Raw genomic sequence first — 22,768 nt, forward strand, 5'->3', positions numbered from 1 at the left:
CGTGATTGGGGCGTCCGGGAGACCGGGCGCCTCGCAATACTTTTAGGGGCCAAACATCGGAGACCGATGACCGCTGGCGCAACTGGGTGCGGCGGGCAAGGGCTCCCCACAGGTTCCGAAGAGAACCGCAAACAGGACCGGTGACATGTTACGTTTCATAATCGGCAAGATCCTCTGGCTGATCCCCACGCTGATCGGCATCACGATCGTGGCCTTCGGGTTCGTTCGGGTGCTGCCCGGGGACCCGGTGCTGCTGATGGCAGGCGAGCGCGGGCTGAGCCCCGAACGCCATGCCGAGCTGGCGCATCAGCTCGGCTTCGACCGCCCGCTCTGGCAGCAATATCTCGATTTCATCTGGCAACTCGCCCATGGCAATCTCGGCGACAGCCTCGTGACCCACAAGCCGGTGCTGGGTGAGTTCTTCGCGCTCTTCCCGGCCACGCTGGAGCTGGGCGTCTGCGCGATGTTCCTCGCCGTCGTGATCGGCGTGCCGATCGGCGTGCTGGCCGCGATCAAGCGCGGCTCGTGGTTCGATCAGGCGACGATGGGCACCGCGCTGGTGGGCTATTCGATGCCGATCTTCTGGTGGGGCCTGCTGCTGATCATCCTCTTCTCGGGCATCCTGCAATGGACGCCGGTCTCGGGGCGCATCTCGCTGATGTATTACTTCCCGAACGGGACGGGCTTCATGATCTGGGACGCGCTGATGTCGGGGCAATCCGGCGCGCTGACCTCGGCGCTGAGCCACCTGATCCTGCCTGCGGTCGTGCTCGCCACGATTCCGCTCGCGGTGATCGCACGCCAGACCCGTTCGGCGATGCTCGAAGTGCTGGGCGAGGATTACGTGCGCACCGCGCGCGCCAAGGGGATGCCGCCGCGCCGCGTCGTGGGCGTCCACGCGCTGCGCAATGCGATGATCCCGGTGATCACCACGATCGGTCTGCAGGTCGGTATGCTGATGGCGGGCGCGATCCTGACCGAGACGATCTTCTCCTGGCCGGGCATCGGCAAATGGATGGTCGATTCGATCTCGCGGCGCGACTACCCCTCCGTGCAGGGCGGGCTGTTGATGATCGCGCTGATCGTGATGTTCGTGAACCTGATCGTGGACCTGCTCTACGGTCTGATTAACCCGCGTATCCGGCATAGGTGAGTGACATGTCCGAAGTGACCGAAACCGATATTCCGGCCGGCACGCGCCGCGCGCAATTCGCCGAGTTCTGGTTCTATTTCAAAGAAAACCGTGGGGCCGTGATCGGTCTGGTGGTGTTCGCCCTGATCGCGCTGGCCGCGATCGCGGCACCGCTGATCTCGCCCTTCGATCCCGACACGCAGTTCCGCGACGCGCTTCTGGCGACGCCGCTGACGCATGATGCCAACGGCACCTTCCTGATGGGCACCGATGCGGTCGGGCGCGATATCCTCTCGCGCCTGCTGTTCGGCGCGCGCTTCTCGCTGTTCATCGGCGGGATGGTCGTGCTGCTCGCGCTCTCCGTGGGGGTGATCCTCGGCCTGCTCGCCGGCTGGTTCGGCGGCTGGGTCGATACCGTGATCATGCGGGTGATGGATATCATCCTCGCCTTCCCGTCGCTGCTCTTGGCACTCGTCTTCGTGGCAGTGCTCGGCCCGGGGCTGATCAACGCGATGATCGCCATCGCCATCGTCTATCAGCCGCATTTCGCGCGCCTGACCCGCGCGGCCGTGCTGTCGGAGAAAAACCGCGATTACGTCATGGCCGCACAGGTCGCGGGCGCGGGCCATATGCGCCTCATGTTCCGCACGGTGCTGCCGAACTGCCTCGCGCCGCTGATCGTGCAGGGCACGCTGAGCTTCTCGAACGCGATCCTCGACGTGGCGGCGCTTGGCTTCCTCGGCATGGGCGCGCAGCCGCCGACCCCGGAATGGGGCACGATGCTGTCGGAAGCGCGCGAGTTCATCCTGCGCGCCTGGTGGGTCGTGACCTTCCCGGGTCTCGCGATCCTCGTGACCGTGCTGGCGATCAACCTGATGGGCGACGGCCTTCGCGACGCGCTCGATCCGAAACTGAAGCGGAGCTAAGCCAATGTCCTTGCTGAAAATCCGCAATCTCACCGTCGAATTCGACACCGCTCAGGGCGCGTTCCGCGCCGTGGACGGGATCGATGTCGAGGTCTCGGGCCGCGAAGTGCTCGCCATCGTGGGCGAATCCGGCTCGGGCAAATCGGTCTCGATGCTCGCGGTGATGGGGCTCTTGCCGCCCACCGCGACGATCACCGCCGACGAGATCACCTATGACGGGCGCGACATGCTGAAAATGTCGGGCCGCGAACGTCGCCAGATCATCGGGAAAGAAATCTCGATGATCTTCCAGGAGCCGATCTCCTCGCTCAACCCCTCCTTCACCTGCGGTTATCAGGTCGAGGAAGTGCTGACGCGTCACCTCGGACTGAAGGGCAAGCATGCCCGCAAACGCGCGCTGGAGCTGTTCGAGCAGGTGGGCATCCCCGATCCCGAACGGCGGCTGAACAGCTATCCGCACCAGCTTTCCGGCGGGCAGTGTCAGCGCGTGATGATCGCGATGGCCATCGCCTGCAAGCCGCGCCTGCTGATCGCCGACGAGCCGACCACCGCGCTCGACGTGACGATCCAGAAGCAGATCCTCGATCTGCTGATGAGCCTGCAGGAGGAATACGGCATGGGGCTGATCATGATCACCCATGACATGGGCGTCGTGGCCGAGACCGCCGACCGCGTCTCGGTCCAGTTCAAGGGCCGCAAACTGGAGGAGGCGGACGTGCTCTCACTCTTCGAGAACCCGCAGCATCCCTATACGCGCGCGCTTCTGGCCGCGCTGCCGGAAAACGCGACCGGGGACCGTCTGCTGACCGTCGCCGATGGCTGGGAGGGCGTGCAATGAGTGTGATCCTCGAAGGGCGCGACATCACGCGCGACTACATCGTCTCGGGCGGGTTCCTGCGCGGGGCGAAGACGATCCGGGCGCTGCATGGCATCTCGTTCTCGCTCGAGCAGGGCAAGACGCTGGCCATCGTCGGCGAATCCGGATGTGGCAAGTCCACGCTGGCGCGCATCCTGACGCTGATCGACCCGGCCAATTCGGGCGATCTGTATATTCAGGGCGAGAAGATCGACATCAAGGAAACCAAGGTGACCTCCGCATTGCGGGCCAAGGTTCAGATCGTCTTCCAGAACCCCTATTCGTCGCTCAACCCGCGCCAGAAGGTGGGCGAGGTTCTGACCGAGCCGCTGATCATCAACACCGACATCCCCGCCAAGGAGCGCCGCAAGCGCGCCGAGGAGATGCTGGAGAAGGTCGGGTTGGAGCGGCAGCACTACAACCGCTACCCGCACATGTTTTCGGGAGGTCAGCGCCAGCGGATCGCGATTGCGCGCGCGCTGATGCTGAACCCGCAGATCCTCGTGCTGGACGAGCCGGTCTCGGCGCTCGATCTGTCGGTGCAGGCGCAGGTGCTGAACCTGCTCAAGGATCTGCAGGACGAGTTCGACCTGTCCTATATCTTCGTGAGCCATGACCTCTCGGTCGTGCGCTATTTCGCGGATGAGGTGATGGTGATGAATGCGGGCGAGGTGGTGGAATATGCCTCGCGCGATCAGATCTTCGCCAATCCGCAGCACGAATACACCAAGACGCTGCTGGCCGCGACGCCGATCGCCGATGTCGAGAAGATCCGCGAGCGGGTCGAGCGCCGCAAGGCGTTCTTGGCTGCGGAGAGCTGAGGGCAGGGCGGTGCCTTAGGGCCGCTTGGAGTTAAGACATGGGCCCGGGGCGATGCGCCTCGGGCCTTTTCGTTTTGTGCGGGGTTTGCAGCCCATACCTTGGCCCGGGCGACCAGCCCGGGCCGCGCCCGAGCCTCCCCCGGGAGGGCGCGTTGGCGTTGTCATCGCGGACCCCACCGTCGTCCGGGCTTGAGAGATAAAGCGCCAAGCCACAAGCGCATCAACGCGCCCACCCGAGGCTCGGGCGCGGCCCTTTCCGCGAAACACAGTCGCCCCCTGCGCCGCGACGCGCGGCGCGTTCGCCGCTGAAGCCTTCCACTGGAAGCCTTCCGAGGCGCGGCTCACCCCAAGGCTCGGGCGCGGCCCTTATCTCCCGGACCACTCCGGCGCGCGTTTCTCGAGGAAGGCGCGGGCACCTTCGGCTGCGTCCTCGCTCGCCATCACGGCTTTCAAGGTCCGCGCGTTCTCCTCCCAAAGCGGGTCGACCGCGCGGCGCTCGATCTCGCGCGAAAGGCGCAGGGTCTCGCGCAGGGCCAAGGGTGCGTTCTTCGCGACCTCCTCGGCCAGCGCCAGCGCCGCGTCAAACGCTTGCCCGGCCTCGGCGCGCCGGGCGATCAGGCCCAGATCCCACGCTTCCGCCGTGTCGAACAGCCGCCCCGTCAGGAGCAATTCGCGCGCCCGGGCCGGGGGGATGAGGCTCGCCAACCGCAGCGCGCCGCCCGCGCCCGCCACCAGACCGCGCAGCACCTCTGGCAGGCCGAAGCGGCAGCCCTCTTCGGCGACGATCATGTCGCAGCCCAAGGCCAGTTCGAACCCGCCTGCGAGTGCGGCGCCATGGCAGGCGGCGATGATCGGCTTGCTGCGATGGGACTCGGTCAGGCCGCCGAAACCGCCTTCAGCGAATAGTAACTCCTCGACCTTACCCTCGGTGAAAGCGGCGAGGTCCATCCCTGCGCAGAACACCGCGCCTTCGCCGCGCAGGATGCCGATCTGCAGCGCGTCATCCGCTTCCAGACGGGCCACCGCCTCGGCCAGGGCGTGGCCGGCCTCGGCATTGATCGCGTTGCGCCGCTCGGGGCGGTTGAGGGTGATGATCGCGATATTGCCGCGGGTCTCGAACAGGACGGGGCTCATAGGGCGGGCTCCTTGGGTAGACGGGCGCGTAGCGCGTTGCGGATGATCTTGCCGGTGGTTGTCACGGGCATCTCGTCGATCACGTAGATCGCGCGGGGATATTCGTATTTCGCAAGCCGCGCGCGGACATGGGCGGCAAGGTCGTCGCGCAAGGCTTCGGTGTCGGCATGGCCGGGACACAGCGTGACGAAGGCCGCGACGATCTCGCCACGTAGCGGATCGGGCTGGCCCACGACGCCCGCCATCTGCACCGCCGGATGCGAGATCAGGCAATCCTCGATCTCGGCGGGGCCCACGCGGTAGCCGCCGGTCGAGATGATATCGTCGTCGCGCCCCTTGAAGCGCAGCCTGCCGTCTTGGCCGCTGACGCCCCGGTCGCCGGTCAGCAGCCAGCGCCCGTCGAGGCCGGTGACGAATTTCGCCTCTGTCGCGTCGGGCTGGTTGAAATAGCCAAGAAACATCACCGGATCGGGCGCGCGCACCGCAATCGCGCCTTCGGCACCATCGGGCAGAACCTGACCTGTCTGGCTGTCGACGATCGCGACCTCATGGCCCGGCACCGGCCAGCCCATCGCGCCGGGTTCGGGCGCATCGAGGCTCGCGGCGGAGGACACCACCATGTTGCACTCCGTCTGGCCGTAGAACTCGTTGATCGTGACGCCAAGCGCCTTGCGCCCCCAGTCGAGGAGTTGCACGCCCAGAGGCTCGCCCCCCGAGGCGACCGAGCGCATGTCGAGGCTCCACGATAGGCTCTCGGGATCGGCCTTCATCATCTTCAGCGCGGTGGGCGGCAGGAAGGCGTTGCGCACGCTCAGCCGCCGGATCAGATCGGCCGCGGCTTTGGCAGAGAACTTGCGGAAACGGCAGGCCACGACCGGCACCCCGTGATGCAGCGCCGGAAGCAGCACGTCCAAGAGCCCGCCGATCCACGCCCAATCGGCGGGCGTCCAGATCCGGTCGTCCTCCTGCGGCAGGAAATCATGGCTCATCTCGACGCCGGGCAGGTGGCCCAGCAGCACCCGGTGGGCATGGAGCGCACCTTTCGGATTGCCCGTGGTGCCCGAGGTATAGATCAGCACGCCGGGGGTCTCGGCGCTGGTATCGACGGGGGTGAAGTCGGGCGAGGCCTCGGAGAGGGCCGCGTTAAAATCGGCCACGCCTTCCACGCCTTCCACGCCGGTCCCGCCGTCATCGGTGACGAAGACGGTCTGCAGATCGGGCAATTCGGAGCGGATCGCCGCGATCACCTCGTAGCTCGCCGGGTCCGTCACCAGCACCCGCGCGCCGCTGTCGCGCAGCCGGTGCAGCAGGGCCTCTGGGCCGAACAGGGTGAACAGCGGCAGCGAGACGCAGCCCGCCTTGAAAGCCGCGATATGGGCGATGGCGGTCTCGCGGCGTTGCGGCAACAGGATCGCCACCCGGTCGCCGGTCTCGCGCCCGTCGCCGCCCACGCCCAGCCCGGCCAGCACATTGGCGAAACGGTTCGACGCCTCGCGCAAGGCGCCGAAACTGGTCTCGCGCACCGCGCCGTAGCCATCCTCTTCGACCTCGATCAGCGCGACGCGGTCGGGCTCGCGCGCGGCCCATTTGTCGCAGGTGTCGACGCCGATATTGTAGCGTTCGGGTATGTCCCATCGAAACGCAGCCCGCGTGGCCGCGTAATCCTTGCCGCGTGACAGCACCGGCTTTCCTCCCATTTTTCGAGCGGCGCGGGGGCCGCTCTCCTCCGCGCGCTACCAAAGCGCGCAGAGCCGGGAATGTCCATCTCTGCTCACGGGCTCGTGAGGGGCGCCTCGGGCGCAAGCCGCCCCGCCGCCAACGCGCTCAAGGCGACCATCACCGTCGCGGTGATCATCACGGCGGGCAGCCCGCCCATCTGGTAGCTCAGTCCCGACAGCAGCGTGCCGATCAGCCGCCCGCCCGCATTGGCCATGTAGTAGAAGCCCACATCCATCGTCACCCGCTCGGCCTGCGTGAAGGCGAGGATAAGATAGGAGTGGAGCGAGGAATTCACCGCGAAGATTGCGCCGAAGGCCAGCAGGCCCACGACCAGCACGGTGCTGAGCCACAGCGACGGCGTCGGGTCGATCAGCACGGCGGCGCTGAGGAGCGCAGGTACGGCGAGCAGCGCCAGCGCCCAGTGCCGCGCGGCCCCGATCAGCGCGCCCTCGGGGCGGGATTGGGCCTTCAGGATGCGCGGGGCGGCGGCCTGCACCGCGCCGTAAAGGATGATCCAGAGCGCCATGAAGGTGCCCACGAGGAAGAAGGCCGCGCGGTCGCCTGCATGTGTGCCGTCCGAAAGGACCGCGTAGAAATAGATCGGGATACCGACGACGAACCAGACGTCGCGCGCGCCGAACAGGAAGACCCGCGCCGCGGAGAGCCAGTTCACATTGGCCGATTTCGAGAAGACTTCCGAGAATTTCGCGCCTTTGCGCCCGCGCGGCAGGCCCGGCGGCATCGCCACGACGATCGCGGCGAGGATCAGAGCGAGCACCACCGCCATCGCGACCACCGCGTAATCGAAGCCGAGCGCGGCCAGCAGCGCCGCGCCGAGCAGGAAGCCCACGCCCTTCACTGCGTTCTTCGACCCGGTCAGCACCGCGACCCATTTGAACAGCCCGCCCTTGCCGGTGGGGGCCAGCAGCTTCACCGCCGATTTCGAGGACATCTTGGCAAGGTCTTTCGCAACCCCGCTGAGGCCCTGCACCACCATCACATAGGCGACCGAGGCCCCGATCGCCCAGGACGGGTTCAGCTGCGCCAGCGCGATCAGCGCCACGACCTGCAGCGACAGCCCCGCATAAAGCGTCGAGACCAGCCCGAACCGCGCCGCGATCCAGCCCGCCGAGAGGTTTGTCACCATTCCCGCGACTTCGTAGAGGATGAACAGGTAGGCCAGCTGCACCGGCGAGAAGCCCAGCGTGTGGAAATGCAGCAGCACCAGCATCCTGAGCGCGCCATCGGTGAGCATGAAGGCCCAATAGGCCGCCGTCACCGCGATATAGGCGGAGAAGCCTTCGGGGCGGCTGGCGGGGTTGTCGGTCACAGCGACGCCCCCACCATCAGCGCGACATCGGCCAGTCGGTAGGCATAGCCCATCTCGTTGTCATACCACGCATAGACCTTCACCTGCGTGCCGTTCACCACCATCGTCGAAGGCGCGTCGATGATCGAAGAGCGGATATCGTTGGTGTAATCCGAGGACACGAGCGGGCGCGTCTCGTAGCCGAGAATACCGGTCAGATCGCCCTCCGCGGCGGCCTTGAACAGCGCGTTGACCTCTTCGGCGGTCGTTTCGCGCTCCACCTCGAAGACGCAATCGGTGAGCGATGCGTTGAGCAGCGGCACGCGCACGGCATGGCCGTTCAGCCGCCCCTTCAGTTCGGGATAGATCAGCGTGATCGCGGTGGCCGAGCCGGTCGTGGTCGGGATCAGCGAATTGAGCGCCGAACGCGCCCGGCGCAGGTCTTTTGCGGGGCGGTCCACGATGGTCTGGGTGTTGGTCACGTCATGGATCGTGGTGATCGCGCCGTGTTTGATCCGCAGATTTTCGTGGATGACCTTTACCACCGGGGCGAGGCAGTTCGTGGTGCAGCTCGCCGCTGTCACGATGCTATGCGCAGCCGGATCGTAGGCGTCATTGTTCACGCCATAGACGATATTCGCGGTCGGGCCGTCTTTCACAGGGGCCGAGACAACGACCTTCTTCACGCCAGCGGCGAAATAGGGGGCGAGCGCGGCTTCGGATTTGAAGACGCCAGTGCAGTCGATCACCACGTCGACCCCGTCGAGCGGCAGGTCTTCGATGTTGCGCGTGCCGATGAAGGGCAGGCGGGTGCCGTCGATGGTGACGCTGCTCTCGTCGCTCGAGAACTCCGCGTCCCAGCGGCCATGAACGGAGTCGAATTCCAGCAGATGCGCCTGCATCGCCGCATCGCCCACCGCGTCGTTGATCCATGCGATCTTCGCGCCGCACTCCAGAAGCGGCTTCAGGGCGAGTTTCCCGATGCGGCCGAGGCCATTGAGGGCGTAGGTGGTCATGGTCAGTCCTTCAGTTGCGGCCGATGTCATCGACAGCGGATTGCAGCGCGATGCGGTCGAGCGTTGTGAGCGGCAGGGCGGCGAAGGCCTCTACCCGGCGGAGGAGCGCTCCATAGGCCTGCTGGAAGGCGAGCGCGCGCTCGGCCTCGGTGCCGGTGGCCTTCACCGGGTCCGCCATCCCCCAATGGCCGCTGATCGGCTGGCCGGGCCAGGGCGGGCATTCCTCGTTCGCGGCGAGATCGCAGACGGTGAAGACGAAATCGAGCGGGGGCGCGTCCTCGCCCTGAAACTCCGCAATGGTCTTGGCCCGCAGGGGGGTGACATCATGGCCCTTGTCGCGCAGCACCTGCATCGCGAAAGGGTTCAGCTCGGAATAGGGCTTGGTTCCGGCGGAATAGGCGTTGAAGCGGTCACCGGCCCGCGCCCGCAGGATCGTCTCGGCAAGGATGGAGCGCGCCGAGTTGCCGGTGCAGATGAAAAGCACGTTGAATTTCCGGCCCGCTGCAGATCGCGTCATCGCAGGGTCTCCGCTTGGATCGGGCTGTGCGAGAGGGGAGCAGATATCGGGGCGGCCCTGACAGCAGTCGATCAGCAGCGCGTCGAAGAGGCTGCGCACGGTCTCCATCTCGATCCCGTAGCGCAGCGAGGTGCCCGCCCGCGTCTGCCCGATCAGCCCGACCTCGCTGAGTGCGGCCAGATAGGCCGAGAGCGTCGAGGGTTTCAGCCCCAGCGCCGCGCCGATCTCGCCGGCGGGCAGCCGGTCGGGATACCGGCGCATCAAGAGCCGGAAGATCGCAAGGCGTTGCGCATGGCCCAGCACGGTGAGCCTCTGAGGTGTCATCTGATCCATATTTCGAGGTTTTACGAAATAAGAGAGTCGGATCAAGTGAAGCTTTGATGACAGGGCGCATTACACGCATGAGTTGTAAACAATCCCATCGAAACGCCCGTTATATAAACGCGGCCGGAAACACTCACAAATTCGTGAAGAGTCAAGGAAATAGGGCCGAAACGAGACTTCCTCAGCGTCATGCAACTGCAGAATCCTCAGCAAAGCAAAGAGAACAAACGCAATTTCGCGTCGCGCGCGAAAGGGCAAACGGCACTGAGAACGGCAATTATGGTCGGTCTGCCATAATTTCTGCCGCATTTCGGACATGACTGGGCAAGAGAACTTTAAGCACGAACCGACCCAGCCGGTGCGTCGCCAAGAAGGGGGCGCGCGCCGTCCCTGTAACATTGGTGGTCGCGGTCGGCATGGGCGTGCCGGACCGTGTGTCACCCAAAAATCCGCATCGCCCCTGCGGAAAAGGAGAGCTCCCTCGTGTATGAAGCGAATTCCATCTTTGATTGGCATCGCCGTGGTTTCGAGGCGCTCAATTCTTACTGGGAGACGCTCGACCAGCTTGAACAGGCCGTAAAGGACGTCTCGGACGCCGATCTTGGTTTTGTCGAGGATCAGCTCGACACCGTTCTCGAGATGATCGACGCGTTCGAGCCGACCGTCAGCGTCATCGGCCAGGTCAAAGCGGGAAAAAGCACCCTTCTCAATGCGTTGATCGGCAAGCCGGGAATGCTGCCCTCGGATGTGAACCCGTGGACCTCGGTTATCACGGCGCTGCATCTGAACGCGCGCCACCGCCCGATGGACACGCGCGCGCTGTTTCGCTTCTTCGACCGCCACGAATGGGATCGGCTTGTGGCGACCGGCGGGCGTCTGGGCGAGATGGCCAACCGCGCGGGCTTCGAGACCGAGGCTGAGAGCGTGCGCAAACAGGTCACCGCGATGCGCGATGCGACCGAGGCGCGGCTTGGGGAACAGTTCGAGGACCTTCTGGGCACCAGCCGCGCGTTTCCGACGCTCGATAAGGCGGTGCTGGATCAATATATCTGCTACGGCGATCCCGACGATCTGGCCGAGGGGGCCAGCGAGGGCACCTACGCCGATCTGACGAAATCCGCCGATCTCTATCTCGATCTGCCGCATCTGCCGCGCGGCCTGTGCCTGCGCGACACGCCCGGCGTGAATGACACGTTCATGATGCGCGAGCAGATCACGCTGAACGCCATCGGGGACAGCCGCGCCTGTATCGTCGTGCTCTCGGCCCATCAGGCGCTGACCACGATGGATCTGGCTCTTCTGCGCATCATCTGCGCCATCGATGCGCGCGAAGCGGTGATCTTCGTCAACCGCATCGACGAGCTGGAAGACCCGCGCGGGGCGCAGGCTGCGATCCGCAACTCGATCCGCAAGACGCTGGGCCGGATGGGGCTCGGCGAGGAGATCGAGATCCTGTTCGGCTCGGGCTACTGGGCCAATTGCGCGATGGGCGATGTGAGCGAGATGGCGCCCGCCAGCCTTGCTGCGCTGGAGAAGATGACCGGCACCACGCCCAGCAGCGAGACCGAGCTGCGTCAGCGCGCGATGGAAGCCTCGGGAATCGGTGCGCTGATGCAGGCCGTCGTCACCCGCATCGTCGAGGGGCCGGGGCAGGCCGTGCTGGGCGATGTGCAGGACGAACTGGAGCGCATCATCGAGCGCGCCGAGACCGTCGATAGCGTCGCCCGCGTGGCCGATCCGTCCACCATTCTCAGCGAGTCGAAACTGATGCTGCGCCTCGCCGAGATCGAGGAAGAGGCCGTCTCTGCCTTCAATAACGAGGCGGCGGGGCTGCGCGCAGAGCTGCGCGAGCGGCTCGACCGCGCGCAGGAGCAATTCGTGGCCTCGGCGCTGGAGGCGCTGCAATCGCATATCGACACCTACGGCGAGATCGGCGCGTGGACCCATGACCCGACCGCGCTGCGCATGGCAATGAAGACGGCTTTTGCGTCGAATTGCGCGCGGCTGCGGCGCAAAGGTGAATCGGCGCTCGATATGGTCAGCGACGGGATCGACACTTTCCTCGCCGCCGAGTTCGGCGTGATCCGCGAGGCCGATGTCAGCCGCTTCCCTGAACAGCCGCAACATCGCGCGCCGACCGTGCTGGCGCGGATGATCACGCTGGATATGCAGGGTGCGTGGTGGCGCCGTTATTGGCGCTTCAATCGCAAGGGGGCGGCGCAGGCGCGCTACCGCGAGGTGATCATCGCGGAAACCACGCCGCTGATCGAAGATCTGATGACCGAGTATTTCGACCCCGCCATCGCGCGCAGCCGCGAGATCGTGGAGCGCTTCGCCTTCGATCAGGGGCAGTTCTGCAAAGCGGTGCGCGAGCGCTGCCTGTCGGGCGCGTCCGGTCACGATAAGGAAAGGCTCTCGGCATGAACTCGCTGCGCAAACGTGAACGCCCCGACTTGCCGGACCTGTCGAAAGCGCAGGCTCCGCAGGCCACTCCGAAGCCGCGCAAGCTGCGGGTGCTGGTCGCGGGCGAGTTTTCGGCCGGGAAGACCAGTCTCATCAACGGGTTGCTGGGCGAGAAAGTGCTGCCCTCGCATGTCACCGCGACCGCGCTGCCGCCGATCTGGCTGGTGCGCGGCGGGGACCGGGCGCAACTCTGGATCGACAAGGAAGATGTCGCGCGCCCGCTCTCCGATCTGGCGCAGCTCAATCTGGAGAAGGCGCGCTATTGCGTGATCGCCCATAACGCGCCGATCCTCGACCGGATCGACATCATCGACACGCCCGGTTCGTCGGACCCGAACATGCCGATGGAAAGCTGGCAGCGGATGCTGCGCTATGCCGATCTGGTGATCTGGTGCACCAACGCGACGCAAGCGTGGCGGCAAAGCGAGAAGGCGGTCTGGGACGAGATGCCCGAGGCGCTGCTGGAACAGCCGATGCTGGTCGTGACCCATGGCGACCGTCTGCCCGACGAACGCACCCGCGCGCGGCTGATGCGCCGGGTCGAGCGCGAGGCGGGGGAGGTCTTCCCGACGATCCGTCTGGCCGCGCTGACCGAGCCTTCGGACGTGGCGCAGATCGCGCGCGAGATCGAGCGGCTGGTCGGGCAGATCGATCAGCCGACAGGGGCGGCCAACGAGATCGTCGCGAAATTCGTGGGCGAGCGCGACGTGATCGCTTTCCCGAAACCACGCACGCCGGTGAAGCCGCGCCGTCTGCGCTCAGCGCGTCTGATCAAGGCGGAAGCGGCGGAGCTGCCGGAGGTGACGGATGCCGAGCCGCTGATCCTCGACTCGCCGCTGCCCGACTATCCGCCTGCCGAGTCCGCCCCGATGCCGGGCCCGGCCCGCGCGCTGTGGGAGGAGCTCACGGCGGGCTACGCGTTCACAGATGCCGCGGATGTTCTCGCCCATGTCGAACATCTGCTTGATCGGCTGGATGCCGAAACCCCGACCGAATTCGAGCCAGCCTACGCGAGCAAGAGGACCAAGCCATGAAGATTGCCCCGCAACTGCGTAAGGAACTCGACTTTCTCAACGGCGCGCTCGACCGGATCGAGGCCTCCGTCGAGCGCAGCGCCCGTCCGCGCATCCGCGATCTGCGCTTGCGGCTGCATGACTGGGCGGCGCGCGTGGCGGTGATCGGGCAGGTGAAGGCGGGCAAATCGACCTTCCTCAACGCCTTCCTGCATCAGCACGACTTCCTGCCCTCGGATGTGAATCCGTGGACTTCGGTCGTGACGAATATGCGCATCAACCTGCCCGAAGACCCAGTGACGGGTGCGCGGTTCGAGTTCTTCTCGGAGGCCGATTGGGACGAGATCATCAATGGCGGCACGCGCATCCGCAAGCTGACCGAAGAGCTGCTGCCGGGGTTCGACACCGACATTCTGCGCGAGCAGTCCGAGCAGATGCGCCGCCGCGCCCAGCGACGTCTCGGCAAGCATTACCAGATGCTGCTGGGCCAGCATCACGATTACGACTTCCTCGCCCCCGATCTGCTGCAACGCTATGTCTGCGCCGGCCCCGGCGCGGATGACGGGTTGGAGCGCGAGGCGCTTGGCCGTTATGCGGCGCTCACGAAAAGCGCCAATATTTACATGCGCTTGCCCGAGTTTCAGGTCCCCACGATCATCACCGACACGCCCGGCGTGAACGACCCGTTCCTCGTGCGCGACGAGTTCACGTGTCGCTCGCTCGACCGCTCGGACGTGTTCATCATGGTGCTGTCGGCGCATCAGCCGCTGACCGATGTCGACCTTGCCCTGATCCGCATTCTCGCCAAGCAGGACGACAAGGATGTGCTGATCTTCCTCAACCGGATCGACGAGCTGGACGATTACGCGGTCGAAGTGCCCCGCGTGATCGCCGATGTGTCGCGCCGTCTGCGCGCGGCGATCCCCGATATCGACTTCAAGATCGTCGCGGGCAGCGCCTATCTCGCCGATCTGACGCAGCGCTCCGACGAGGAAGCCGCCTGGGCGCGCGCCGAGATGGATTCGATGGAGCTGGCGCAATACCTGTATTCGCGCTTTGGTCGTGTGCCCGAGGACCCGATCGACCGGCTGCTGCTCGCCTCGGGCGTCGAAGAGGTCAAGCATGTGCTCTCTGCCGTGATCGATGGCGGCGTCGGGCGTCAGCAGCTCGCCCAGCTGCGCGGCGATCTGCGCGCGGAGCTGTCGGGGATGCAATTCGTCGCCCGCCGCGAACGCGACACGCTTCAGATGCAGATCGAGAGCATCCGCTCGGACGTGGCGGAGGCCGCGATCGAGGAAATGAGCAGCGAGATCGTGGCGACGGAAGCGCTGCGCGGCGCGCTCGAAAACCATGTCGAGAGCGCCGAGCATCAGATCGAAGCGGTGCTCAACCGTGGCTGGTCGGCGCTGGAGACACGGCTCAACAAGAGCATCGAGGATTTCGTCCTGAGCCAGCGCGACCGGTTCGAGGATGTCCTGCGCACCAACCGAATCCGCGACGGCCGTCCGCCGCGCAGCTTCGAGACCGATACGACCGCGCTGCAGATCGCGCTCGAACGCGAGGTGACGAAAAGCTACGCCCGGTCGCGTGCGGCGATCGACGTGCTGCTCGACAATGCGATCCATGCCTGCCGCACCACGGTGGCGGACCGGTTCGACGATCCCAGCGAAGAGATCGACCTGTCGGATATGCCGCATGACACGTTCACCTCGACGCTGACGCTGACCCGGCGCGCGCTGCGCATCAACTTCGCGCTGGAGCGGGGCTGGGCCTTCTGGCGCGGTCCGACCGTCAATATCGACAAGACCCTCGACGGGTTGCGGATCGTGGCGGCCGAAGAACTGCGCCCGGCGGTCGAGAAGATCCTGCAGGCCTATGGCGAGGCGCTGGTGGAACGCGCCAGCGCAGGCGGGTCGCGGCTGCGGGTGATGGTGCGGATGATGGAGATGATCGTGCGCGAGCGGACCTTGCAGCTCAAGCAGGAGCGGGCCGAGTTGGAACGGCTGGCCCGTGATCCGCAGATGCAAAGCCGACTGGCGTCCCGGATCCAGAGCAAACTGGAAGTGCTCGAACGGCGTCTGATCAATCTCGGGGCGATCGAGAGCGCCGTCAGCAGCACCATGATGCCGCGGCGCAAACCCGCGACGCGCGCAGCGTGAGGGCGAAAGGGCAATGATTTTCAAGCAAGAGCTCAACCGCGAGGACGCGCCGCCCGATCCACATCGCGCGCCCCTTCGGGTGGCGATTTGCGGCGAGATCAATTCCGGCAAGTCCACCGTGCTCAATGCGATTTTGCGCGCGCGGAGCATTGGCGACAATCTGGGCCGGACCGAGCGTCCGACGGTCGTCGCGCGCTACCGGGCGACGCCGGGCGTGGTGATGCGCGACGCGACGGGGCGCGAGCTCGACGCGGCGGAGGTCGAGGCGGGGCTCGCATCGGCCTCCGAGATTTACGTCTATTCCGCGCAGTCGCATCTGCAGGGGTTCGAGTTCGTCGAAGTGCCGCTGAGCCGGGCCGAAGACCTCAACGAAGAGCAGATCGGGCTGATCGCAACCTGCGACGTGATGATCTGGGTGACGATCGCCTCGCAGGCATGGCGGCTGACCGAAAAGACGCTGATCGAGTGTCTGGGACCGGCGCGCCCGTCCGATTGCCTGCTGGCGATTTCGCGCGGCGACAAGCTGCGCAACGATACCGACCGGGCGAAGTTGAAGGCGCGGGTGCAACGCGAGTCGGCGGCCTATTTCTCGCGGGTCGCTTTCCTGTACGGGTCGCGCGATCTTTTGCGCGAGGCCGAGACCTCGGATGAAGCCTTCCAGCGTAGCGGTGGTGCGGCGCTGATCGCAGCGCTCGGGGCGATGACGGGGCGCGCGGTGGCCGGGCTCGATACGCTCGATCCCGAGACCGAGGCGGATCTGGCGATCGGCACCCATGACGCGCCCTCGCCGCTGCTCTCCGAGCATGGGGGCGCGGTGCTGCCGTTCCGCTCGCGCAGTGTCCGCAAACGGGGTTCGGAGCCAGCAAATTCCGGCGCGCCCGTCGCGCCACCCGGGGCCGAGCCCGAGTTTCGGCCTGACCCGCATCCTGTCGACCGCACGCCCGAAGTGTCGCCGCGACGGGTCACGCGTTCGTCCAAGCCGGGCCGTGACGCCGAACGTGAGCCCGTTCGTGAGCCGGGGCCGAATGTCACCGGGCCCGTCATGCCCGAAACCGAAGCCGAGATAGAAACCAAGCAGGACAGCCCGCTGCTGCTGGCCACCACGCGGCTCAGGCTGGGTATCGAGCTGCCCGAAGGCTTGCAGCTTGCCGGGCGGATCGGCCCCAGAGACCGGATCCTGCGGCCCGTCAAAGGGTCGTCGGACGAGATCGTTGCCTGCGCCAAGGCGCTGGAGAACATGATGGCCGGGTTCGCCGGAAACTACACCACCGTGTTCGGAGGCCAGCTCGACACGATCACGGAGGCGGGTGACGATGTGCGCATCATGTTCGCAAGCGCGCCCGAGACCGGCCTGACCTTCGCGCAATTCACTGTCGACCTGATCGACGAGCCATCGGCGCACGCTTTGTTCGCACGTTTGGCGAGCACATCGATCTGATCGGGGCGGCAGGTCGCCTCCGCGTTCTTCCACCGCCACTCTTCCACCGCCCGCGAAGTGACGCGAAAACAGGCGCTGCCTTTCATTAGAACGCAAGGTCATCCGACTATCGGTTTGCGCCGTGGCGGAGTGCGGCTAATCTTTCTTTCACGCCCCAGCGCGCCGGGAACTGCGGCCGCTCGGGGTCTATGAAAAAAGATTATTCCGCAGGGAGACCGAAATGTCCGATTTCAAGCGCCGTCTGGCTGCCCTCATGCTGGGCGCCGCCTCGACCGGGCTTCTGGCCGCCGGGCCTATTCAGGCCGAGACGGTGAAGCTCACGATCCTCGGGGTCGGCGATATTTACAATTTCGACGGCGATGGCGAGCGTGGCGGTTTCGCGCGGCTCAACGCGGTCGCCAAGAAGGAGCGGGCGGACAATCCGAATACGCTCTATGTCTTCGATGGCGACATGCTCTCGCCCTCGCTTCTGTCGGGGATCGACGAAGGCCAGAACACGATCGACCTGACCAATATCGTGCCTTTCGACATCGCGGTGCCGGGCAACCATGAGTTCGATTTCGGGCCGGAGAATTTCGAGAAGAAGATGGAAGGCTCGAAATACCCCTGGGCCGCGATCAACATCACGCAAGCTGACGGCTCGCCCATTCAGGGGCTTGGCGGCGTAATGATGAAAGAGATCGCAGGGCTCAAGGTCGCGCTGGTGCCGGTGGCCCAAGACACCACGCCCGAGGTCGCCAATTCGGGCGATCTGAAATTCCAGCCCACCGTCGACACGGCAATCGCGGCCGCCAAGAAGGCCCGTGAGGACGGTGCGGATCTGGTGATCGGCGTCGTGCAGACCGACCAGTCGAACGACCGCAAGCTGATCGCGAGCCAGGATTTCGACGTCATCATGTCGGGCGACGACCACCTCAACGCGATGTTCTATGACGGGATCACCGCTTACGTGGAGACCTCGATCGACGCGCGCTATCTGCAGCCGCTCGATCTGACCGTCGACATCTCCGAGAAGGACGGCAAGCGCAAGATCAGCTGGACCCCGAATTTCCGCTGGATCGACACCGCGAATGTCACGCCGGACCCGGAATCGATGGATCTGGTCAACGGGTTCAAGAAGCAGCTCGACGACAATCTCGGCCAGCAGATCGGCACGTCGGAAACCGAGCTGGACTCGCGGCGCAATGTCGTGCGCTCGCAGGAGAGCACGATGGGCGATCTGATCGCCGATGCGCTGCGCGATGCGACGAAGGCCGATGTCACGCTGATCAATGGCGGCGGCATCCGGGGCGATACGACCTATGACGCGGGCCACAAGATCACCCGCAAGGACGTGCTGACCGAGCTGCCCTTCGGCAACAAGACGGTCGTGACCGAGATCCCCGGCTCACAGATCCTGAGCGCGCTGGAGAACGGCTTCAGCCAGGTCGAGAACGGCGCGGGCCGCTTTCCGCAGATCTCGGGCATGAGCGTGGTCTATGATCCGAGCGCGCCGGCCGGGTCGCGCGTGGTCTCGGTCGAGGTGGGCGGTCAGCCTCTCGACAAGGACAAGGTCTATAAGGTCGCGACCAACGATTACATGCTGGGCGGCGGCGATGGGTATGGCGCGCTTGGCGGCGGCAAGGTCATCGTGAACGCGGGCAACGGCAACCTGATGGCCAATGACGTGATGACCTATGTCGAGAACAAGGGCACGGTTGCGCCCAAGCTCGACGGGCGGATTAAGAAACAGGGCGAGTGAGTTCGGCCTGATCGGATCGAGAGGCGGCGGGGAAATCTGCCGCCTTTTCCTATTGCGCTGAGGGCCGCGCCCGAGCCTCGGGCGGGCGCTTGGAGGGCTAAGCGCGCGGGTCGAGGTTATCCGGATTTGGCTGCGATTAAGTGCAGACCACATGGCGAGGAACGCCCGCCCGGCGATCGGGCGCTGCCCTGCGTTGCTTTACTCCAAGGGCGGCGCACTCGCCTCCACAACGGTCTCCATCGCGACATAGCTTGAGGAGGAATGGACATGGGGCAGGGTGGACAGCTCCTCCGACATGATCCGCCGGTAATCGGCCATGTCGCGGGCGCGGATCTTCACCAGATAATCGAAGCCCCCGGCGATCATGTAGCACTCTTCGACCTCGGGGATCGCGCGCACCGCGGCGTTGAACGCCTTCAGCGCCGTCTCGCGCGTATCGCTCAATTTCAGCTCGATATAGGTGACATGGGTCAGGCCCAGCTTGATCGGCGAGATCATCGCCCGGTAGCCCTTGATGAGCCCGGTTTCCTCCATCTGGCGGATGCGCGCGGCTACCGGCGTCTTCGACAAGCCGACCCTGCGCGCTATCTCAGCCACGGGGAGGCGTGCATCGGCGATAAGCTCGTTGAGGATTCGCCTGTCGATAGCATCGATCTCTTCACTCATGGGCTGCGGAGTCTCCAAAAATAAGTCTTAGAGACCATCGCTTAGCAAATCTTTGAGCCAATCGCCTAGGGGAAATCGCATAATATCGGACAATCAGATTTAAGGGAGGATCGCATGGGCGACACGTTCGATCAGTTCACAACGCAGGCGAAATTCGCCGATGAAGCCGCACTTCTGGAGCGCCTGAAGGGCCAGGCCGAACTGAGCGAGAGTGATCGCACGCAGATCTCTGCCCGCGCGGCGAAGCTGGTGCGCCGTATCCGGACCGAAGCCAAACCGACGCTGATGGAGCATTTCCTCGCGGAATATGGCCTGTCCACGCAGGAAGGCGTGGCGCTGATGTGTCTGGCCGAAGCGATGCTGCGCGTGCCAGATGCCGAGACGATCGACGCGCTGATCGAAGACAAGATCGCACCGTCCGACTGGGGCAAGCATATGGGCACGGCGTCGTCCTCGATGGTCAACGCCTCGACCTGGGCGCTGATGCTGACGGGCCGCGTGCTGGAAGACGAAAAGCCCGGCATGGCAGGCGTGTTGCGCGGTGCCGTGCGCCGTCTGGGTGAGCCTGTAATCCGGGCCGCCGTCAGCCGCGCGATGAAGGAGATGGGCCGCCAGTTCGTTCTCGGCGAGACGATCAAGGACGCGCTGAGCCGCGCCAAGAAGCTCGAAGATCGCGGCTATACCTACAGCTACGACATGCTGGGCGAGGCCGCCCGCACCGCGCGCGACGCCAAGCGCTACGCGAAGGATTACGCCGACGCCATCGCCGCCATTGCGAAGGTCTGCAAGGACCGCCCCGTGGCCGAAAATCCCGGCATCTCGGTGAAGCTCTCGGCGCTGCATCCGCGCTACGAGGTCGCCAAGGAAGAGCGCGCCATGGCCGAAATCGTGCCGGTGCTCAAGGATCTGGCGAAGGCCGCGAAGGCCGGGAACATGGGCCTCAATATCGACGCCGAAGAGCAGGACCGTCTGGTGATCTCGCTCAAGATCATCAAGGAGGTTCTGTCGGATCCCGAGCTTGCCGGCTGGGACGGGTTCGGCGTCGTCGTGCAGGCTTACGGCAAGCGCGCGAGCCTCGTGATCGACTGGCTGGGCGCGCTGGCCGAAAAGCTCGACCGCAAGATCATGGTGCGTCTGGTGAAGGGCGCCTATTGGGACACCGAGATGAAGCTCGCGCAGGTCGAAGGCCTGCCGGACTTCCCGCTGTTCACCACGAAGGCTGCGACCGATGTCAGCTACCTTGCCAATGCGCGCAAGCTGTTCAGCTACACCGACCGCATCTATCCGCAATTCGCCACCCATAACGCTCATTCGGTCGCGGCGATCCTCGAGATGGCCGAGGGCCGTCCCTACGAGTTCCAGCGCCTGCATGGCATGGGCGAGCGTCTGCACGAGATCGTCCACCGCGAGGAAGGCACCCGCTGCCGTATCTACGCCCCCGTCGGCGCGCATCGCGATCTGCTGGCCTATCTGGTGCGTCGCCTGCTGGAGAATGGCGCGAACTCTTCCTTCGTGCACCAGATCGTCGATGAGGACGTGGCCCCCGAGACCATCGCGGAAGACCCGTTCGTGCAGCTTGCGAATGCCGAACGCTCGGCGATGCTCAAGCTTCCCTCGGAGGTGTTCGCCGAGTCCCGCGAGAATTCCATGGGCTTCGATCTGACCGACGAGGGCACGCTGGCGCGCATCGACGCCGCCCGCAATGTGGCGATCCCGGATGCGGGCCCGCTGGTGGCGGGCGAGGCGACGGGCGCGGCCGTGGCCGTCATCAACCCCTCGACCGGCGAAGAAGTGGCCCGCGTCACCGAGGCCGACGAGGCCTGTGTCGCGGCCGCCATCGACGCCGCACGTCCTTGGACTGCGCCGGTTTCCGAACGCGCCGCCGTCCTGCGTCGCGTGGCGGAGCTTTACGAGGAGAACTTCGGACCCTTCTTCGCGGTGCTCGCGAAAGAGGCGGGCAAGAGCCAGCTCGATTCCGTGGGCGAATTGCGCGAGGCGGTCGACTTCCTGCATTACTATTCGGCGCAGGCCGAAGAGAGCGACCCGACCGCACGCGGGATCTTCGCGGCGATCAGCCCGTGGAACTTCCCGCTGGCGATCTTCACCGGGCAGATTTCGGCGGCGCTCGCGGCCGGCAATGGCGTGATCGCGAAACCGGCCGAGCAGACGCCGCTCGTTGCCGCCATCGCTGTGCGCCTGATGCATGAGGCGGGTGTGCCGCGCGACGTGCTGCAACTGCTGCCCGGTCAGGGCGAGACGGTGGGCGCGGCGCTGTCGTCCAATCCGAAGATCGCGGGCATCGCCTTCACCGGCTCGACCGAGACGGCGAAGATGATCCGCCGGTCGATGGCCGACAATCTCGATCCGACCGCGCCGCTGATCGCGGAAACCGGTGGTCTGAACGCGATGATCGTGGACTCGACCGCTCTGCCCGAACAGGCCACGCGCGACATCATCGCTTCGGCCTTCCAGTCGGCGGGTCAACGCTGCTCGGCGCTGCGCTGCCTCTATGTGCAGGAAGACGTGGCCGAGGGGCTGATCTCGATGATCAAAGGCGCGATGGACGAGCTGTCGCTGGGCGATCCGTGGTATCTGTCGACCGATGTCGGCCCGGTGATCGACGGCGAGGCGCAGGAAGACATCGCCGCCTATATCGCGACTGCCGAGAAAGAGGGCCGCGTGCTGCACAAGCTCGACGTGCCGTCCAAAGGGCATTTCATCGCGCCGACGCTGGTGAAAGTCTCCGGCATCGAGGCGCTGGAGCGTGAGGTCTTCGGCCCGGTTCTGCATATCGCGACCTATCGCGCCGAGGATATCGAGAAGGTCTTCGCCGCGATCAACGCCACCGGCTACGGGCTGACCGCGGGTCTGCACAGCCGGATCGACAACCGCGTGCAGGAGGTCTCCGACGCGCTGCATGTCGGCAATCTCTACGTCAACCGCAACCAGATCGGCGCGGTCGTGGGCTCGCAGCCCTTCGGCGGCGAGGGACTGTCGGGGACGGGTCCGAAAGCGGGCGGCCCGCTGTATCTCACGCGCTTCGCGATGGCGCCCGAGGCGTCGTCGAAGAACGGCGAATGGGGCCACAAGGCCGATCTCGATGCGCTGCGCAAGAAGCTGGCGAAAGCGGCGGCGAAGGCCGAGGCGAGCGAGCCGCTCGAGGCGCTGGCACTGCCGGGGCCGACGGGCGAGGCGAACACGCTGCGCCGCTATCCGCGCGGGCCGATCCTGTGCCTCGGGCCGGGCGAGGCTGCGCAGGTCGCGCAGATCAAGGCGGTCGAGAAGCTGGGCGGCGTGGCCGTCGGGGCCGATGGCAAGATCGCCCCGGAAGTTCTTGAGACCCTTGAGGATATCGCGGGTGCCATCTGGTGGGGCCACGACACGCGCGCCCTTGTGAAAGCGCTGGCGAAACGCGAAGGGCCGATCCTGACGCTGACCACCGGCGCGGTGCAGAAGGCCGATGTCCTCCACGAGCGGCATCTGTGCGTCGACACCACGGCGGCGGGCGGCAACGCGGCGCTGCTGGCGGGGTAA

The 22,768-nt window shown here is 65.6% G+C and carries 16 protein-coding genes; 10 read left to right on the top strand and 6 right to left on the bottom strand.

Going from position 1 to position 22,768, the window contains the following annotated elements:
• The first annotated feature begins 145 nt into the window (after nucleotides 1-145).
• From BMI85_RS10675 to BMI85_RS10690, 4 genes are read left to right on the top strand one after another with little or no spacing between them, the layout of a single operon-like run.
• Nucleotides 146-1,153, top strand: a complete 1,008-nt coding sequence (locus BMI85_RS10675; protein ID WP_078520874.1) for an ABC transporter permease subunit — start codon at nucleotides 146-148, stop codon at nucleotides 1,151-1,153.
• A 5-nt stretch (nucleotides 1,154-1,158) separates the two neighbouring features.
• The gene (locus BMI85_RS10680) at nucleotides 1,159-2,058 is read left to right on the top strand and encodes an ABC transporter permease subunit (RefSeq protein WP_078601286.1); all 900 of its coding nucleotides are present in this window, start codon (nucleotides 1,159-1,161) and stop codon (nucleotides 2,056-2,058) included.
• Nucleotides 2,059-2,062: 4 nt separating this feature from the next.
• Nucleotides 2,063-2,896 (top strand): ABC transporter ATP-binding protein, encoded by an 834-nt coding sequence (locus BMI85_RS10685; RefSeq protein WP_078520872.1) that lies wholly within the window; start codon nucleotides 2,063-2,065, stop codon nucleotides 2,894-2,896.
• The gene (locus BMI85_RS10690; RefSeq protein ID WP_078520871.1) at nucleotides 2,893-3,735 is read left to right on the top strand and encodes a dipeptide ABC transporter ATP-binding protein; all 843 of its coding nucleotides are present in this window, start codon (nucleotides 2,893-2,895) and stop codon (nucleotides 3,733-3,735) included. The genes BMI85_RS10685 and BMI85_RS10690 overlap by 4 nt, the downstream gene beginning before the upstream one ends.
• A gap of 366 nt (nucleotides 3,736-4,101) precedes the next feature.
• On the opposite strand, the gene BMI85_RS10695 is transcribed toward BMI85_RS10690, so the two are convergent.
• From BMI85_RS10695 to BMI85_RS10715, 5 genes are all read right to left on the bottom strand, one after another.
• Nucleotides 4,102-4,869 carry a crotonase/enoyl-CoA hydratase family protein gene (locus BMI85_RS10695; RefSeq protein WP_078540629.1) on the bottom strand — a complete coding sequence of 256 codons (768 nt, stop codon included), beginning with the start codon at nucleotides 4,867-4,869 and terminating at the stop codon, nucleotides 4,102-4,104.
• A complete protein-coding gene (locus tag BMI85_RS10700) occupies nucleotides 4,866-6,566 on the bottom strand; it encodes an AMP-binding protein (RefSeq protein ID WP_078601287.1) in 1,701 nt (566 codons plus the stop codon). The genes BMI85_RS10695 and BMI85_RS10700 overlap by 4 nt, the downstream gene beginning before the upstream one ends.
• Before the next feature lie 74 nt (nucleotides 6,567-6,640).
• Complete coding sequence (arsJ, locus tag BMI85_RS10705; protein WP_078601288.1) at nucleotides 6,641-7,918, bottom strand: organoarsenical effux MFS transporter ArsJ; 1,278 nt, start codon at nucleotides 7,916-7,918, stop codon at nucleotides 6,641-6,643.
• The gene (locus tag BMI85_RS10710; RefSeq protein WP_078601289.1) at nucleotides 7,915-8,913 is read right to left on the bottom strand and encodes an ArsJ-associated glyceraldehyde-3-phosphate dehydrogenase; all 999 of its coding nucleotides are present in this window, start codon (nucleotides 8,911-8,913) and stop codon (nucleotides 7,915-7,917) included. Before BMI85_RS10710 ends, arsJ begins: the two co-directional genes overlap by 4 nt.
• Nucleotides 8,914-8,923: 10 nt before the next feature.
• The gene (locus tag BMI85_RS10715; protein WP_078601290.1) at nucleotides 8,924-9,763 is read right to left on the bottom strand and encodes a helix-turn-helix domain-containing protein; all 840 of its coding nucleotides are present in this window, start codon (nucleotides 9,761-9,763) and stop codon (nucleotides 8,924-8,926) included.
• 474 nt (nucleotides 9,764-10,237) lie between these two features.
• On the opposite strand from BMI85_RS10715, the gene BMI85_RS10720 reads away from it, so the two are divergent.
• From BMI85_RS10720 to BMI85_RS10740, 5 genes are all read left to right on the top strand, one after another.
• A complete protein-coding gene (locus BMI85_RS10720) occupies nucleotides 10,238-12,178 on the top strand; it encodes a dynamin family protein (protein WP_078601291.1) in 1,941 nt (646 codons plus the stop codon).
• On the top strand, nucleotides 12,175-13,251 hold the full coding sequence (locus tag BMI85_RS10725) for a dynamin family protein (protein WP_078550079.1): 1,077 nt from the start codon (nucleotides 12,175-12,177) through the stop codon (nucleotides 13,249-13,251). The genes BMI85_RS10720 and BMI85_RS10725 overlap by 4 nt, the downstream gene beginning before the upstream one ends.
• The gene (locus BMI85_RS10730) at nucleotides 13,248-15,389 is read left to right on the top strand and encodes a dynamin family protein (RefSeq protein WP_078601292.1); all 2,142 of its coding nucleotides are present in this window, start codon (nucleotides 13,248-13,250) and stop codon (nucleotides 15,387-15,389) included. The genes BMI85_RS10725 and BMI85_RS10730 overlap by 4 nt, the downstream gene beginning before the upstream one ends.
• A 13-nt stretch (nucleotides 15,390-15,402) precedes the next feature.
• Entirely contained in the window at nucleotides 15,403-16,827 is a 1,425-nt protein-coding gene (locus tag BMI85_RS10735; RefSeq protein ID WP_078601293.1) for a GTPase, read from the top strand.
• A gap of 220 nt (nucleotides 16,828-17,047) precedes the next feature.
• A complete protein-coding gene (locus tag BMI85_RS10740) occupies nucleotides 17,048-18,568 on the top strand; it encodes a bifunctional UDP-sugar hydrolase/5'-nucleotidase (protein ID WP_078601294.1) in 1,521 nt (506 codons plus the stop codon).
• 198 nt (nucleotides 18,569-18,766) lie between these two features.
• Here BMI85_RS10740 and BMI85_RS10745 read toward each other — a convergent pair whose 3' ends face one another.
• Entirely contained in the window at nucleotides 18,767-19,234 is a 468-nt protein-coding gene (locus BMI85_RS10745) for an Lrp/AsnC family transcriptional regulator (RefSeq protein WP_075774978.1), read from the bottom strand.
• A gap of 114 nt (nucleotides 19,235-19,348) precedes the next feature.
• On the opposite strand from BMI85_RS10745, the gene putA reads away from it, so the two are divergent.
• A complete protein-coding gene (gene putA, locus BMI85_RS10750; protein WP_078601295.1) occupies nucleotides 19,349-22,768 on the top strand; it encodes a bifunctional proline dehydrogenase/L-glutamate gamma-semialdehyde dehydrogenase PutA in 3,420 nt (1,139 codons plus the stop codon).

Origin of the sequence: Thioclava sp. DLFJ4-1 (genome assembly GCF_002020145.1) — a bacterium.
Taxonomy (GTDB): domain Bacteria; phylum Pseudomonadota; class Alphaproteobacteria; order Rhodobacterales; family Rhodobacteraceae; genus Thioclava; species Thioclava sediminum.